This window comes from Methylocystis sp., assembly GCF_050246715.1.
Taxonomy (GTDB): domain Bacteria; phylum Pseudomonadota; class Alphaproteobacteria; order Rhizobiales; family Beijerinckiaceae; genus Methylocystis.
In genome coordinates this window covers 1-15,153 of sequence record NZ_JBFWVN010000003.1, presented here as the reverse complement: position 1 = coordinate 15,153, position 15,153 = coordinate 1, and the positions used below count along the sequence as shown (strand labels likewise).

Genomic DNA, 15,153 nt, shown 5'->3' with positions numbered 1-15,153 from the left:
CGCCTATTCCCTCACGTAAATCTGCGCGCCTTTCTCCAGAAACTCCTCGGCCTTCTCAGCCAGGCCCTTCTCGCGCGCGGCGATTTCTTTGGCTTCCTCGCGCAAATCGCGGGTGATCTGCATCGAGCAGAATTTCGGGCCGCACATCGAGCAGAAATGCGCGAGCTTATGCGCCTCCTTGGGCAGCGTTTCGTCGTGGAATTCACGCGCCGTGTCGGGATCTAAACCGATCTCGAATTGATCCTCCCAGCGGAAGTCGAAACGCGCGCGGCTCATGGCGTCGTCGCGTTCGCGCGCCGCCGGATGGCCCTTGGCGAGATCGGCCGCATGCGCCGCGATGCGATAGGTGATGACGCCGGTCTTCACGTCGTCGCGATCAGGCAGGCCGAGATGCTCTTTAGGCGTTACGTAACACAGCATGGAGGTGCCGAACCAGCCGATCATCGCCGCGCCGATGCCTGACGTAATGTGATCGTAGCCCGGCGCAATGTCGGTGACGAGCGGACCGAGCGTATAGAACGGCGCCTCGCCGCAAACGCTGAGCTGCTTTTCCATATTGGCTTTGATCTTATGCATCGGCACATGGCCGGGCCCTTCGATCATCGTCTGACAGCCCTTGTCCCAGGCGATTTTGGTGAGTTCGCCGAGCGTCTCCAATTCGGCGAATTGCGCGGCGTCATTGGCGTCGGCGTTGCAGCCCGGACGCAGACCGTCGCCCAATGAGAAGGACACGTCATAGCGGCGCATGATGTCGCAGATTTCGTCGAAGCGCTCGTAAAGGAAACTTTCCTTGTGCTTCGACAGGCACCAGCGCGCCATGATCGAGCCGCCGCGCGAGACGATGCCGGTGACGCGAGTCGCGGTGAGCGGCACATAGGCGAGACGCACGCCGGCGTGGATGGTGAAATAATCGACCCCCTGCTCCGCCTGCTCGATCAGCGTGTCCTTAAACACTTCCCAATCGAGCTTCAGCGCATCGCCGCCCACCTTCTCGAGCGCCTGATAGATCGGCACGGTGCCGATCGGAACCGGCGCGTTGCGGATGATCCAGTCGCGGATGTTGTGAATGTTGCGGCCGGTCGAGAGGTCCATGACGGTGTCGGCGCCCCAGCGGATCGCCCACACCATTTTCTCGACTTCTTCCGCAACAGAAGAGCTGACGGCGGAATTGCCGATATTGGCGTTGACCTTCACCAGAAAATTTCGGCCGATGACGACCGGCTCCAGCTCCGGGTGATTGATGTTGGCCGGAATGATGGCGCGGCCGCGCGCGACTTCCTCGCGCACGAATTCCGGCGTCACGAATTCGGGGATCGCGGCGCCGAAGCTCTCGCCGTCGGCGATGCGTTCTTTCGCGACATCGAGCGCGCGTTCGCGGCAGAGATTCTCTCGATGCGCGACATAGATCATCTCTTCCGTGATGATGCCTGCGCGGGCAAATTCAAGCTGCGTGACCGGCTGCGCGCCCGATGCGCGATAAAGCCTGCGCTCGGCCGGGCATGGCGGAACGAGCCGCTCGCCCTCGGCGAAACCATTGTCCTCAGGCTTGATCGCGCGGCCTTGATAGGCCTCCAGACCGGCGCGCGAAGCGAGCCAGGGCCGCGCTGAAGGTAGGCCTGCCGAAAGGTCGGGCGTGAAGGACGCGCATGTATAGGGGCCGGAGGAATCATAGACCCGAAGCGGCGGCTCGCCGGAAGAAGGGTGCAGCGGAATTTCGCGACACGGAACGCGAATGTCGTCGCGCCCTTTCGGCGACGAATCGAGTTTGCGCGATTTGCCGATGGCGCCGGCGGTGACGCTCGCCGGCAGGCGCTTGTCGTGAACATTCATGCTCGCGCTCCTTCATCGCGCTTCGTCAAGAGAAGCGGACGCTCGGTCAGGAAGACGAAGGGGGCGAAGCGTCACTGCGTCGACGCGGGCGCGCCGTCGCTCTTTCGCTGGCCTTCCCTACGCCGGCATGACCCGGATCAGGTTCGACGGGTGCTTCTCAGCCGCGCTTGCGGCGCCCCTCGCCATTATGGAAAAATTAGCGCGTTCGTATTCGTGTCGCAAGTTCGCGTGGCGATGCAGCCAAAATGCGTATTGCCCTGACGAGCTTGGACACATGCGGAATATGAATTTTCACGGTCTGTCATCCGGGGAAGCCGCCCGGCGCCTTGCCGAATACAGGCCGAATGAGCAGCCGAAGGCGCCTCCTCCGGGGGTATTGGCGATCGCGCTGCGCACGCTCAGAGAACCGATGTTCTTTTTGCTTGCGTCGGCCGCGCTGCTTTATCTTTTCGTCGGCGAACTTGGCGAAGGCCTGTTCATGGTCGTCGGCGCCGGCGCGTCGATTGCGCTTGTCGTGCTGCAGGAGCTGCGGACCGAGCGCGCGCTTCAAGCGCTCAACCGACTGGCGGAGCCGACCGCGATCTGTCGGCGTGACGGCGTCGAGCGTCGCGTGCCGGCGCGCGATCTTGTGCCCGGCGACCTTATTCTTGTCGGCGAAGGCGAGCGCGCGCCTGCCGACGCGCTGTTGATCGGCGGCGACGCGTTGGTTGTCGACGAGTCGCTCCTTACCGGCGAGTCGGCCGCGGTGACGAAGACGCTTGCCGACGAGCGGCTTACGACCGAAATTCCCGATCCCGGCGGGGAGCACACGCCTTTTCTTTTTGCCGGAACGATGATCGCGCGCGGCTCTGGAATGGCCGAAGTCCTTCGCACCGGCGCGCGCACGGCGATGGGCGCGCTTGGCGCGTCGCTCGCGACGATCGAGAGCGAACCCAGTCCTCTGCAGCAAAGAACCGGTAGGCTGGTCGCGACGCTGGGCGCCTTCGCCCTGCTGTTCTGCCTGTTGGTGTTTCTTGCCTATTGGCTCGTGCATGGCGATTGGTTCGAAGGCGCCATCGCCGGCCTCACGCTCGCTATCGGCCTTTTGCCGGAAGAATTTCCGATGGTGCTCGCGATCTTTCTCGCGCTGGGCGCCTATCGGCTGGCGCGCCGCAACGTGCTGGTGCGCCGCACGTCGGCGACCGAAACGCTGGGCTCGACTTCGATTCTTTGCGTCGACAACACCGGCACGCTCACGCAGAACCGCATGCGCGTGGCGTTTGCGGTCGTCGATGGCGATGAAACGACTGAAGCGCCGGACCCGGAAAGGCGCCGGAAGCTGGTACGCGCCGCCTTGCGCGCGTCGTCATTGAACCCCGTCGATCCGATGGACCGCGCCGTTCACGCTTTTGCGGCGGACGCTGGCGTGGCGCTGGAAGGCGAGCCGGTTCGAAGCTTTCCGATCCGCCCCGACCTCCTCGCCTTCATTCAATGCTGGCGCGATGAGTCAGGTGAGAGCTACGCCGCGAAAGGCGCGCCGGAAGCGATCTCCAAACTCGCGCGACTTTCCGACGAAGAACGCGCGCGCCTTGATCGTCAGATCGGCGATTTCGCGCGTCGCGGGCTGCGCGTGCTCGCCGTGGCGACGACGGCGCCGCTGCCGCAGGCGCCGCCGCCGGAGCTGGCTTTATTCAACCTTGCCGGACTGCTCGTCTTTGAAGATCCGCTGCGCGCAGACGTCCCCGCCGCCGTGACGGCGGCGCGACGCGCGGGGATCGCCGTGGCGATGGTCACCGGCGACTATCCTGCGACCGCCCTCGCGATCGCGCGCCAGGCGGGGCTTGACGCTGACGCTGGCGCGTTCACTGGCGCGGAGATCGCGGCGACGCCAAGCGAGTTGCTTCCAGAAAAAATCCGCAACCTGTGCGTCTTCGCCAGAGTCACGCCGACGAGCAAGCTGGCGCTCGTCGAGGCCTTCAAAGCCGACGGCCAAATCGTCGCCATGACCGGCGACGGAGTCAATGACGGGCCGGCGCTCGCCGCCGCGCATATCGGCATCGCCATGGGCCAGCGCGGATCGGATGTGGCGCGCGAAGCCGCCCATATCGTTCTGCTCGACGACAGCTTTGCGTCGATCGTCGCTGGCGTGGTGCTGGGTCGGCGCATTTTCGCCAACCTCCGCCGCGCGCTCACCTATGTGACGGCGATTCATATTCCGATCGCCGGCGTCGCTCTCACGCCAATTCTCATGGGCCTGCCGCCTCTGCTGCTGCCCGCGCATGTGGTGCTGATGGAATTGATCATCGACCCGACCTGCGCGCTCGTTTTCGAATCGCAGCCCAATGAGCCGGACGCGATGCTCAAACCGCCTCGCCGGCGCGACGAGCCGCTCTTTGGCCCTCGCGAACTCTGGCTCGGTTTCGTGCAGGGCTTTGTCGTCTTTCTTGCCGTGATGTCGGTCTACGTAATCGACAACGGCTTTGGCACGCCCGAGGCGCAGGCGCGCGGTCTCGCCTTCGCGACCCTTGTCGTCAGCAATCTCGTGCTCGCGCTCTCGGATGCGCTGCCGCGCGGCGCTTCGCTATTTTCGCACGACAATCTCGCGTTCTGGCTCGTCGCCGGGGCAGCCGGCTGCATGCTGGCGGCGGCCCTTTTCGTCCCTCCGATATCTGAGCTTTTGCGCTTCGAGCCGCCGCCATGGCCGAAGCTCGCGCTGGCGCTGACGCTCGCCGCGATCGCCGGAAGTTGGTTGGAAACCTGGCGTCGGCTGCTCTTTCCGACGCCCGTGGCAGTACCAAAAGATGGAGCGGCTTGAGCTTGACTGGAGCGAGACCGCAATATAGCTTCAAACGCAAAAACGCTTGTGTTGCAAAGACGTAACAGGCGGTCAGAATCTGTGAATGGAAAGAGATAATTAGACCAGCAGGGCTGGACGCGTCTCGCAATCTGTAAAACAGTCCCGAAAGGCACTTAAATTTGACGCAACAGGCGAACGCTCGCGATTGGCGGGTCGGAGAGAGGTTCGCCTTGGGACTGGCCGCCGATGAAGAGTTGGATTTCCTGCAGCTTCCTCTTCACGCTGACGGCGTTTGCAGCGCCTTCGATCGCCTATGGCGCCGACGGATATTTCCTTACAGGCTACGGTCCGCGCCAGAGAGCCTTGGGCGGCGCCGGCGTCGCTGACTCCCGCGACCCGATGGCCATGTCGATCAACCCGGCAGGCATTGTGGGACTTGAACGCGAATTTCAGGTCGGCGTCGGCGCGAGTCTGCCCGAGCGCGGGTATTCGACCGTAGGTCGACCGGTAGTCCTGGCGCCTGGCGATGTGCGGAGCGGTCGCCCGCTCTTTCCTGTGCCCAATGGGGCCTATGTCCAGCCGATCGACGCCGAGTCCGCATGGGGCGTCGCCACTTATGGCAATGGCGGTCTCAACACGTCCTATGACTTCGGCCATTTCAAGCCGCCTGTCCGAGCGCTTGGCGGCGCGATCACCGTTTCTCCTTCCTTCGGCGGAATCCTCGGCGGAGGCTGGGCGGGCCTCGACCTTCAGCAGTCCTTTTTGAGCGCCACCTACGCCAGAAAATTTGGTCCGATCACTGTGGGCTTCTCGCCAACGCTGGCGATCCAAATGTTCAACGCGCAGGGACTGAAAATTCTCTCTCCCTACTCGTCCAACATGTACAATTTTTCCGACATGGCCTATGATTGGTCGGTCGGCGGCGGGTTCCGCGTCGGCGTCGAATGGCGCGCGACAAATGAATTGCGATTTGGCCTCGCTGGCGCGACGCCCATGTTCATGTCGAAGCTGGACAAATATAGGGGACTTATTGCGGACCAAGGCAGTTTCGACATTCCGGCGACCCTGATCGCCGGCGCCGCCTATGATCTGCTGCCCGACCTCACCGTAATGGCCGACTGGAGGCACATCTTCTACTCGGCGACCACCGCTGGTAACGCGAGTTTTCCGATCTGGTACGGATCATTCGGCTCGAATGGCGGCAGCGGCTTCGATTGGCGTGACACCGACTCCGCCTCCTTCGGCGCCGAATGGCGGGCCACGGCCCAGCTACGCTTGCGCGCGGGCTACCACTACTCGACCTTGCTGATGAGACAGCGCTCCGCCACGCTTGCCGCGCTGGCGCCGCTTGTCGGCGGCCACTCCGTCACCGGCGGCTTCGGCTATCAGTTGACGAAGAATTCGTCGATCGATTTCGCAGCGATTTACGACTTCAAAAATTCGGTCAGCTACTACGAAAACGCTCCCTTTGTCGGTCGGGCGTTCTTTCCTCCGATTCCGTTAAACGTTCTTCCAAGTTATAATACCAACGCGATCATCACCGCCTGGGGACGCGCCACCCAGTTCACGGTCGGCTACAACTACAAATGGGATGCAGGCGATACTTCCTGGATCCCGAGTCATTTCTGAGACATTGCGCTCCCTGACGGCCGGCGCCGATCGGCCTGCCTGGCGCGCCTCCTGACCCGGAGGCGCGTCTTTTTTTGCGCGTTCGCGTCAGCTGACGAAAATATTAGGCGCTGCGCGCCGCTTCTGCGTTTCAAGCAGCGTCTTCACTTTCGCGGCGAGATTGAGATAGACCGCCGCCTGCGGACTGTCGGGCTCCGCCGCGACCACCGGACGGCCGGCGTCGGAAGTTTCACGAATTTTCATATCGAGCGGCGCTTCGCCAAGAAAGGACACGCCCATCTGTTCGGCGTCATGGCGCGCGCCGCCATGGGCGAAAATTTCCGAGCGCCCGCCGCAATGGGGGCAAAGGAAATAGCTCATATTTTCGATGACGCCGAGGATCGGCGCCTCGACCTTCTGGAACATCGCCACCGCGCGGCGCGCGTCGATCAGCGCCAGATCCTGCGGCGTCGAGACGATCACCGCGCCGGCGAGAGGAACCTGCTGCGCGATGGTGAGCTGAACGTCGCCCGTCCCCGGCGGCATGTCGATGACGAGCGCGTCAAGCTCTCCCCAGACGACTTCGCCGAGCATCTGCGAAATCGCCTGCGACACCATCGGTCCACGCCAGACCATGGGAATGTTTTCGTCGACGAGGAAGCCCATCGACATGATTTTCAGGCCATAGGCTTCGAGTGGCGCGAGCTTGCCGCCTTCGACCGTCGGCTTCTCGGTAAGTCCGAAAAGCCGCGGCATTGAGGGGCCATAGACATCGGCGTCGAGCACGCCGACGCGCCAGCCCTGCGCGGCGAGGCCGAGCGCCAGATTGGCCGAAGTCGTCGATTTGCCGACGCCGCCCTTGCCCGAAGCGACGGCGACAATGAAGCGGATTTTTTCGAGCGCCGGAATGCCCTTGCGCTGAGGCGGCGGCGGCGCTTCGACGCGCGGCGCGCGCTCGGCGGTCAAGGTGACGACCGCCTGCTCGATCCCCGGCGCCGCCTTGATCGCCCGCTCGGCGGCCAAGCGCGCCGCCTCCCAGGCCTGCGCCTGGCTCGGATCGCCCGAGAGCGACACGAAGGCCTTGGCGCCCGACAAATTGATCCCGCTCACGGCGCCGGCTAGGGGCGCGCCGCCCGGACCGTAAAGGCCTTCCAGCGTCTTCAGAATGTCAGCTTCGGTCGCCACGCGTCCGCTCCTCGCCTAGTTTAGAGCTGTTCCAGGCAAGGCATATGCCGCGATTAGTCGCGCTCGTCCATCCGCCCGCCGCAACAATTTCCCGCGCTCTGCACCGGCGGGCAGGGAACATCGCCATAGGAGCAGAAGACGCAGCAGTCGCCGACTTTTGGCGTCAGCCGCGCGCCGCAACCGGCGCAGATGTGCACGACGACGCAGGCGTCCTGCGGCATATCGAGCGTTTCGGCGCGCACGCAATGCGGGCAGGTCAGGGTCGATCGGAGCTGCAAGCCGGCCATCATTGCGCGAACATCATCGCCGGATGTTCGATGACATGTTTGAATTCGGCCAAAAGCTCGGCGCCGAGCGCGCCGTCGACGGCGCGATGATCGCAGGAGAGCGTCACGCTCATCATCGTCGCGACGATCGGCGCGCCATTCTTGACGATCATCCGCTGCTCGCCCTGCCCGACCGCCAGGATCGTCGACTGCGGCGGATTGATCACCGCGGTAAAACTCTGCACGCCAAACATGCCTAGGTTGGACACCGCCGAAACGCCGCCTTCATATTCATGCGGCTTCAGCTTGCGCGCGCGGGCGCGTCCGGCAAGCTCCTTGATCTCGTCGGAAATTTCGCGCACCGACTTCGCTTGCGCATTGCGGATGATCGGCGTGACGAGCCCGCCCGGAATCGACACCGCGACGCCGATATCCGAGGATCTGTGGCGCAGCAGCGCATCCGGCGTGAAGGTGACATTCGCCTCGGACTTGCGCTGCAAGGCGATCGCCAGCGCCTTGACGATATAATCATTGACCGACGTCTTCCACGTCGGCTTGCCGTCTGGGCCGAGCGGCGCCGGGGAATTATAGTCCTCGCGCAGCCGCAGCAGCGTGTCGATCTCGCAATCGATATTGAGATAGAAATGCGGAATGGTCTGGATCGCTTCGGTCAGCCGCCGCGCGATCGCCTTGCGCACATTGTCGTGCGGGATTTCCTCGTAAGAGCCAGGTTCGAAGAATTTGCGGGTGACGTCGCCCGAAGGCGCGACGGCGAGCGGCGCCGGCTTCGCAGCGCCCCCGCGCGCCAGCGCCGTCTGCACGTCGCGTTCGATGATGCGGCCGTGCGGCCCTGAACCGGAAAGCGCGGAAAGATCGAGCCCGCTTTCCTTCGCCAGTCGGCGCGCGAGCGGCGAGGCGAAAATGCGCGGCGCGGCGGTGTCAGAAGTCACGAGCGCCATCATCATGTCCTGTAGAGGACGGACTTCGCCGCGGCGACGACCTCCGCCGCGCTCGGCAGCGCGAGCTTTTCGAGATTGGCGGCGTAAGGCATTGGCGTGTCTTTGCCGGTGACGCGCAGCACCGGCGCGTCGAGATAGTCGAAGGCGTCCTGCTGCACGCGCATCGCGATTTCGGCCGAGACGCCGCATTGCGGCCAGCCTTCTTCCACGGCGACGCAGCGGCCGGTTTTTTTTACCGACTCGATGACCGTCGCAATATCCATCGGCCGTAGCGTGCGCAGATCGATCACCTCGGCTTCGATTCCCTCTTTGGCGAGTTCGTCGGCCGCCTGCAGCGCATAGACCATGCCGATGGAGAACGAGACGAGCGTCACGTCCTTTCCGGGCCGCGCGATGCGGGCCTTGCCGATCGGCAGAATGAAATCTTCGAGCGCCGGCACGTCGGACGTCTTGCCGTAGAGAATTTCGTTTTCGAGAAACACCACCGGATTGTCGTTGCGGATCGCAGCTTTGAGCAGGCCCTTCGCGTCGCTGGCGGTCGACGGCGCGATCACGATCAATCCCGGCACCTGCGAATACCAAGCGGTATAATCCTGGCTGTGCTGGGCGGCGACGCGCGCCGCCGCGCCATTCGGTCCGCGAAACACGATCGGGCAATTGATCTGTCCGCCGGACATATAAAGCGTCTTCGCCGCTGAATTGACGATGTGGTCGATCGCCTGCATCGAAAAATTGAAGGTCATGAATTCGACGATCGGCCGCAGCCCGGCGAAGGCCGCGCCGACGCCGACGCCAGTGAAGCCATATTCGGTGATCGGCGTGTCGACGACGCGCTTCGCGCCAAATTCCTGCAACAGGCCCTGCGTGACCTTATAGGCGCCCTGATATTCGGCGACCTCTTCGCCGATCACGAAGACGCTCGGATCGCGCCGCATTTCCTCGGCCATGGCGTCGCGCAGCGCTTCACGCATGGTCATCGACACCATCGCCGTCCCTTCGGGAATCTCCGGCGCGGTTGTTTGCGCGGCGCTTGGCGGCGGCGCGACGCTGACCGGCGCGGGAGACGGCGGCGCGCTGGTTTCGGCTTTCGCCTTCTCGGGCGCGGCGGCGCCGTCGCCTTTCGCGGGAGCCGGAGCGGGCGCAGGCGCGTCGGAAACCTCCTCGCCCTCTTCGGCGATCACCGCGATCGGCGTGTTGACCGCGACATTCTCGGTTCCGCCCGGAACAAGGATGCGCGCCAGCACGCCCTCGTCGACCGCCTCGACCTCCATCGTCGCCTTGTCGGTTTCGATTTCGGCGATGACGTCGCCGGCCTTCACCTCATCGCCTTCGCTTTTCAGCCATTTGGCGAGCTTGCCCTGCTCCATGGTCGGCGAGAGGGCGGGCATGAGGACATTGACGGTCATTCAATCAATCCTTCACGCCAGCACGTCGGTCCACAATTCGCTCGGATCCGGCTCCTTGTCCGCCATGGCGAAATCGGCGGCCTCGGCGACGATCTTGCGCGCATTGGCGTCGATCTTCTTGAGTTCGTCCTCGCTCATCCCGTCGGCGATCAGCCGCGCGCGGACCTGCTCGATGGGATCATGCTCCTCGCGCATCTTCTGCACTTCTTCCTTCGAGCGATATTTCGCCGGATCGGACATTGAATGGCCGCGGTAGCGATAGGTCTGCGCCTCTATGAGATAGGGGCCATTGCCTTTGCGGCACCAGTCTATCGCCTCATCCGCCGCAGCCTTGACAATGCGCACGTCCATGCCGTCGATCTGCCTGTCGGGAATCGCAAAAGCCGCGCCGCGTTTCGAGAAATCGATCTGCGCCGAGGCGCGGTGGATTTCCGTCCCCATCGCATAGCGGTTGTTCTCGACGACGAAGACGACCGGCAGTTTCCACAGCGCCGCCATATTGAAGGCCTCATAGACCTGGCCCTGATTGGAGGCGCCCTCGCCAAAAAACGTGATCGAGACGCGGTCATCGCCGCGATAGGCGTTGGCGAAGGCGACGCCCGTCCCGATCGGCGCCGGCGCGCCGACGATGCCATGCCCGCCGTAGAAATTGGCGTCTCGCGAAAACATGTGCATCGAGCCGCCCTTGCCCTTGGAATAGCCGCCGCGTTTGCCGGCGAGCTCCGCCATGACTCGCTTGGGCTCCATGCCCGAGGCGAGCATATGGCCGTGGTCGCGGTAACTCGTCGTGAACTGGTCGCCGTCGCGCGCCGCCATCTTGACCCCGACGACGACCGCCTCCTGGCCGATATAGAGGTGGCAGAATCCGCCGATGACGCCCATGCCGTAGAGCTGTCCGGCCTTCTCCTCGAAGCGCCGGATCAGCAGCATTTCGCGAAAAGCGGTGAGTTCTTGCTCGCGGGTAAAGGCCGGGACTATTGGCGCGCCCGTCGTGACGCCGACGCTTTCCTCGACCATTTCACCGCTCCCGTCGCCAAGCTTTACCGTGCAGATTAATCGAAGACGCCGCCAAAAACGAGCGCCTTGCCCTGCAATTCAATTTGGGGAGCGCGTCAGCGCGCGTCGAGCTGAGACTGCAGCTCCTCGGCGAAAGCGGTGATTCTTTTGGCGTTCGCGCCGAAGTCGTGACGTCCGTAACGCGACGCCGACCGCAGATCGATGCGGGTCTGGCCGGGCAGCGGCTTGAAGCGAACGGTGATGTCGTCGTCAAAACCCATCACCAAAGTTTTGTCGATGAAATCAATATGCCCATCGCCGCTGCGCCCGCCGGGCGGCCGTTTGTCGACGAGCGTCCAGCCGCGGGCATTGGCGGTTTTCAGCACCAGCGCGAAAGCCTCGTCGGTGTCGAGGTCGACGACGATCGGCTCGACGTCCGGATAGGCCAAACGCTGCGTCTCTCGCGTGCGCGCCGGCAGTCCCAGCGGCTGGAAGCCGCTGCGCGCCTCGACGGCGGCTTTGGACAAGGAGAAGTGGGGCGGATCGGCGATGTCCGTCGAAATATCTGAAAGCACCGGGAGGCGCACCGCTTCGAAGGCGAGATAGGCCGGATAGCCCAAGGTCAGCGCGGCGATGAAAAGCGCCGCTGTCGCCGCGCCGGCGCCGCGCCGTCCCTCTCGCCAAATCACCCGGCAGGCGGCGCAAAACAGCAGCAGCGCGATCAGCGCCAGGGCCATGGCCCCGCCGAGCGACGCGAGCGCTGAGGGCGGGTCAATGGCGCCAAGTCGTCCCAAAAGGATCGCCAAAATTGCCACAGTCGCAGCGAAAATCGCAAAGCGTCGGCTCCACAGCGCGACTTTGGACCAAGGCTCGGGAGGAAGATGACGTCGCATCGGATCAGGGGCTCAGTTGACCGCCTTCCCGGCGGCCCCGCATTTTTCGCACATTTATAGCAAATGCAATGCTTCTCGAAAATTTCAAAAAAAATCGCGCGAATCTCGTCCGCAGCTCAACTCCTTAGCGAATCGTTAACTTGATGAGGACAATTCTCGAGAAATCGCACACTGAATCCCCTCCCAGCGTCGAGCGCGCCCATGTTTGACAAGTATTCCCTCGAGTTTAACGAACCCCAGCCCAGCGGCCATCCTCACGACCTGCTCGCGCGTCTCTACCGCGAGATCGGCATCTCCGCCGTCGCGGCGGCGCTGGAGGTCGAGCATTTCGCTCAGCAGTCGACGGCCGTGATCGAGCGTCTGGAAGACCGTCGCCTGCCCGCCGTGCTGCTGGGCGAAGAACTCGCCGCCTGACCTGCGGCGACAGGCTTGGCGATCGCTCCCCGGCGGCTATATGCTCACGCCAGGAGGACAAAGCCATGCGCAAGGCTGTCGCCCTATTCCTGCTCGCCGCCACCGCCAGCGCCGGTTTAACGGCGCCCGCCCCCGCCGACCCGCGCGTCCGCGGCTTCCGCCCACAGGTTCATCGCGCGCCGCCGCCGCGATATTCGGACGACGGCTATTTCTCCAATTATGTGACCGGACCGACGGGGGCGCCGACGCCGATCACGCAGGTGCCGGGCTCGGCAAGCGTCGTCACACGCAAGATGATGGACGACTTCCAGTCGCGCAGTCTCTGCGACGCTCTGCGACTCGCCCCTGGCGTCAGCGCGTCGGGCTGCTGAGGGCCTCGTAATCTGCATTTGGTCGATAACGCCCAAATGCAGCGTGATCTAGTCGAAAAGCTCGGGCCGGCGAAGACGCAGCGCCTGGACCAGAACCAGCGTCTTCATGTCGACGATGGCTTCCGCCGCCATCATCGCGGCGAGTTCGGTCAGGCGCATTTCGACGACGCGAACGTCTTCGCTTTCATCTGCGACTCCGCCGCCGTCGCCGATGCGATCCTCGGGCCGATATTCGGCGAGATAAAGCGCCATGCGCTCGGTCGATATGCCGGGCATTGACCAGGCGGTGGCGACATGGTCGAGCGCACCGAGTCGCAACCCCGCTTCTTCGAGCGCCTCGCGCTCGGCTGTCGCCGCAAAATCATCCTCGCCCTCGACGAGACCGGCGATCGCTTCGAGCGAATGCGTCTCGCCGACCGCTACAAGTTGCGGCGCGCGCAGCTGCTCGACAAGCAGCGCCATCTTGCGCAGGGGATCATAAGGCAACACGGCGGCGGCGCAACCGTGATCCTCAACGTCGCGCAAGACGATTTGTCCATCCGGCATGCGGATGGCGGCGATCGACATGGTCGCCCAACGCTTGTGCGTTTGTTCGAGTTTGACGACGGCGGGTTTCATGGTGCGCGGGTCCGAAACTAAACGGGGCAAGAGCACGGCTCTCGTCCCTTTTAGTTTCGCCGCGCCTCAACGTCGATCATTCGATGATCGACGCCACGACGCCGGCGCCGACCGTTCTTCCGCCTTCGCGGATGGCGAAGCGCAGCTTCTCCTCCATCGCGATCGGCACGATCAGCACGACGTCCATCGTCACATTGTCGCCCGGCATCACCATCTCGACGCCGTCGGGAAGCGTGACGATTCCGGTCACGTCCGTCGTGCGGAAGTAGAATTGCGGGCGGTAGTTGGTGAAGAACGGCGTATGCCGGCCACCCTCCTCCTTGGTCAGGATGTAAGCCTCGGCCTTGAACTTCGTATGCGGCTTCACCGAGCCCGGCTTGCACAGAACCTGGCCGCGCTCCACATCCTCGCGCTTGGTGCCGCGCAGCAGGCAGCCGACATTGTCGCCCGCCTCGCCCTGATCGAGCAACTTGCGGAACATTTCGACGCCCGTGACCGTCGTCTTGGTGGTCGGGCGGATGCCGACGATCTCGACTTCCTCGCCGACCTTGATCACCCCGCGCTCGATGCGCCCGGTCACCACCGTGCCGCGGCCGGAAATCGAGAACACGTCCTCGACCGGCATCAGGAAGGGCTGATCCTTCGGACGCTCAGGCTGCGGAATATAGCGATCCACTTCCGCCATCAGCTTCAAAATCGCGTCATGGCCGAGCTCGGGATTCTTGCCCTCAAGCGCGCAGAGCGCCGAACCCTTGACGATCGGAATGTCGTCGCCGGGAAACTCATATTTGCTGAGCAGCTCGCGCACTTCGAGTTCGACGAGTTCGAGAAGCTCGGGATCGTCGACCATGTCGACCTTGTTCAAGAACACCACCAGCGCCGGCACGCCGACCTGACGGGCAAGCAGAATATGCTCGCGGGTCTGCGGCATCGGGCCGTCGGCGGCGGAGACCACTAGGATCGCGCCATCCATCTGCGCCGCGCCGGTGATCATGTTCTTCACGTAATCCGCGTGGCCGGGACAGTCGACATGGGCGTAGTGGCGGTCCTTCGTCTCATATTCGACATGCGCCGTCGAAATGGTGATGCCGCGCGCCTTCTCTTCCGGCGCCTTGTCGATCTGGTCATAGGCCGTAAAGGTCGCCCCGCCCGTCTCCGCCAGCACCTTGGTGATCGCCGCCGTCAAGGACGTCTTGCCGTGATCGACGTGTCCGATCGTCCCGATGTTGCAGTGCGGCTTCGTGCGTGAAAACTTTTCCTTGGCCATCGTTCTTGTTCCGCATGATCGCGAGCCCTCGCCCGGCGCGGGGCGAGGCTTTAAGGCTATTGGCCGGAATCTTCAAGGGGCGATACCCCTAGCTAGACATCAAGTTCTGAATTTGGCTCAACGCCGTCTAAGCAAGTGACACCGAGAAATTTACGGCCTTCAGGAGTGAGACTACGCAAGGACTCCTGCCCAAAAACATCAATAAATAACTGGCAAACAATCTTGCGGACATGTCCGCGAATTTCGGACGCGAATTGTTCATAATTATGGGCGTCTTGATAAATGCCCAAATATGCAGAAACTGATTTCCCAAGGTCGACCATGGTCTTTTGAAAATCGTGCCCCTCCTTTGATCTTTTATTGAAGGAGAAATCTGAAGACAGCCGATCTTTGATTTTCTTTATTTGGGCAGAGCTAATTCTCGACACATATGACTTCTTAGAGGGTGTTATGCACCTTGCATGATGTTTGCGGCGCGTTTGAGCATGAGGCAGACGAAGGCGACTACGTGGAATCCTGCCAAGGTCTCGGCATAACGCTCATAGTCTTTTACTAGCCTTCGGC

The 15,153-nt window shown here is 63.0% G+C and carries 14 protein-coding genes, 1 pseudogene and 1 riboswitch; of the genes and pseudogenes, 4 read left to right on the top strand and 11 right to left on the bottom strand.

Features of this window, described 5'->3' with window-relative positions; genetic code table 11:
- Positions 1-3: 3 nt before the first annotated feature.
- Entirely contained in the window at positions 4-1,830 is a 1,827-nt protein-coding gene (thiC, locus tag AB7I51_RS02450) for a phosphomethylpyrimidine synthase ThiC (RefSeq protein ID WP_428402720.1), read from the bottom strand.
- A gap of 96 nt (positions 1,831-1,926) precedes the next feature.
- A riboswitch (TPP riboswitch) is annotated at positions 1,927-2,020 on the bottom strand.
- An 84-nt stretch (positions 2,021-2,104) separates the two neighbouring features.
- Here thiC and AB7I51_RS02445 point away from each other — a divergent pair.
- Complete coding sequence (locus AB7I51_RS02445; protein WP_428402721.1) at positions 2,105-4,624, top strand: cation-translocating P-type ATPase; 2,520 nt, start codon at positions 2,105-2,107, stop codon at positions 4,622-4,624.
- Positions 4,625-4,852: 228 nt separating this feature from the next.
- The gene (locus AB7I51_RS02440; RefSeq protein ID WP_428402722.1) at positions 4,853-6,235 is read left to right on the top strand and encodes an OmpP1/FadL family transporter; all 1,383 of its coding nucleotides are present in this window, start codon (positions 4,853-4,855) and stop codon (positions 6,233-6,235) included.
- 87 nt (positions 6,236-6,322) lie between these two features.
- On the opposite strand, the gene AB7I51_RS02435 is transcribed toward AB7I51_RS02440, so the two are convergent.
- The 6 genes from AB7I51_RS02435 to AB7I51_RS02410 all read right to left on the bottom strand — a co-directional run bounded on the left by AB7I51_RS02435 (position 6,323) and on the right by AB7I51_RS02410 (position 11,763).
- Positions 6,323-7,399, bottom strand: coding sequence for an Mrp/NBP35 family ATP-binding protein (locus AB7I51_RS02435; protein WP_428406105.1), 1,077 nt, complete (start codon positions 7,397-7,399; stop codon positions 6,323-6,325).
- A gap of 53 nt (positions 7,400-7,452) precedes the next feature.
- Positions 7,453-7,677 (bottom strand): GDCCVxC domain-containing (seleno)protein, encoded by a 225-nt coding sequence (locus AB7I51_RS02430; RefSeq protein ID WP_428402724.1) that lies wholly within the window; start codon positions 7,675-7,677, stop codon positions 7,453-7,455.
- A gap of 8 nt (positions 7,678-7,685) precedes the next feature.
- Positions 7,686-8,624: a 2-oxo acid dehydrogenase subunit E2 gene (locus AB7I51_RS02425; RefSeq protein WP_428402725.1), complete on the bottom strand. Its 939-nt coding sequence runs from the start codon at positions 8,622-8,624 to the stop codon at positions 7,686-7,688.
- Positions 8,625-8,626: 2 nt separating this feature from the next.
- Positions 8,627-10,030, bottom strand: a complete 1,404-nt coding sequence (locus tag AB7I51_RS02420; protein WP_428402726.1) for a pyruvate dehydrogenase complex E1 component subunit beta — start codon at positions 10,028-10,030, stop codon at positions 8,627-8,629.
- A 12-nt stretch (positions 10,031-10,042) separates the two neighbouring features.
- A complete protein-coding gene (pdhA, locus tag AB7I51_RS02415) occupies positions 10,043-11,047 on the bottom strand; it encodes a pyruvate dehydrogenase (acetyl-transferring) E1 component subunit alpha (protein ID WP_428402727.1) in 1,005 nt (334 codons plus the stop codon).
- Positions 11,048-11,142: 95 nt separating this feature from the next.
- Positions 11,143-11,763: a DUF1499 domain-containing protein gene (locus AB7I51_RS02410; RefSeq protein WP_428402728.1), complete on the bottom strand. Its 621-nt coding sequence runs from the start codon at positions 11,761-11,763 to the stop codon at positions 11,143-11,145.
- A gap of 357 nt (positions 11,764-12,120) precedes the next feature.
- Here AB7I51_RS02410 and AB7I51_RS02405 point away from each other — a divergent pair, with 357 nt between their 5' ends.
- Together AB7I51_RS02405 and AB7I51_RS02400 are read left to right on the top strand one after the other, a co-directional pair.
- Positions 12,121-12,333, top strand: coding sequence for a hypothetical protein (locus AB7I51_RS02405; RefSeq protein WP_428402729.1), 213 nt, complete (start codon positions 12,121-12,123; stop codon positions 12,331-12,333).
- Positions 12,334-12,398: 65 nt separating this feature from the next.
- Positions 12,399-12,704, top strand: coding sequence for a TonB-dependent receptor plug domain-containing protein (locus AB7I51_RS02400; protein WP_428402730.1), 306 nt, complete (start codon positions 12,399-12,401; stop codon positions 12,702-12,704).
- A 48-nt stretch (positions 12,705-12,752) separates the two neighbouring features.
- Here AB7I51_RS02400 and AB7I51_RS02395 read toward each other — a convergent pair whose 3' ends face one another.
- From AB7I51_RS02395 to AB7I51_RS02380, 4 genes and pseudogenes are all read right to left on the bottom strand, one after another.
- Positions 12,753-13,322, bottom strand: a complete 570-nt coding sequence (locus AB7I51_RS02395; protein ID WP_428402731.1) for an NUDIX domain-containing protein — start codon at positions 13,320-13,322, stop codon at positions 12,753-12,755.
- 76 nt (positions 13,323-13,398) lie between these two features.
- Complete coding sequence (tuf, locus tag AB7I51_RS02390) at positions 13,399-14,589, bottom strand: elongation factor Tu (RefSeq protein WP_409979613.1); 1,191 nt, start codon at positions 14,587-14,589, stop codon at positions 13,399-13,401.
- Positions 14,590-14,681: 92 nt separating this feature from the next.
- Complete coding sequence (locus AB7I51_RS02385) at positions 14,682-15,017, bottom strand: hypothetical protein (protein WP_428406104.1); 336 nt, start codon at positions 15,015-15,017, stop codon at positions 14,682-14,684.
- Between the two features lie 20 nt (positions 15,018-15,037).
- Positions 15,038-15,153, bottom strand: a pseudogene (locus AB7I51_RS02380) (IS5/IS1182 family transposase); the annotation flags it as partial.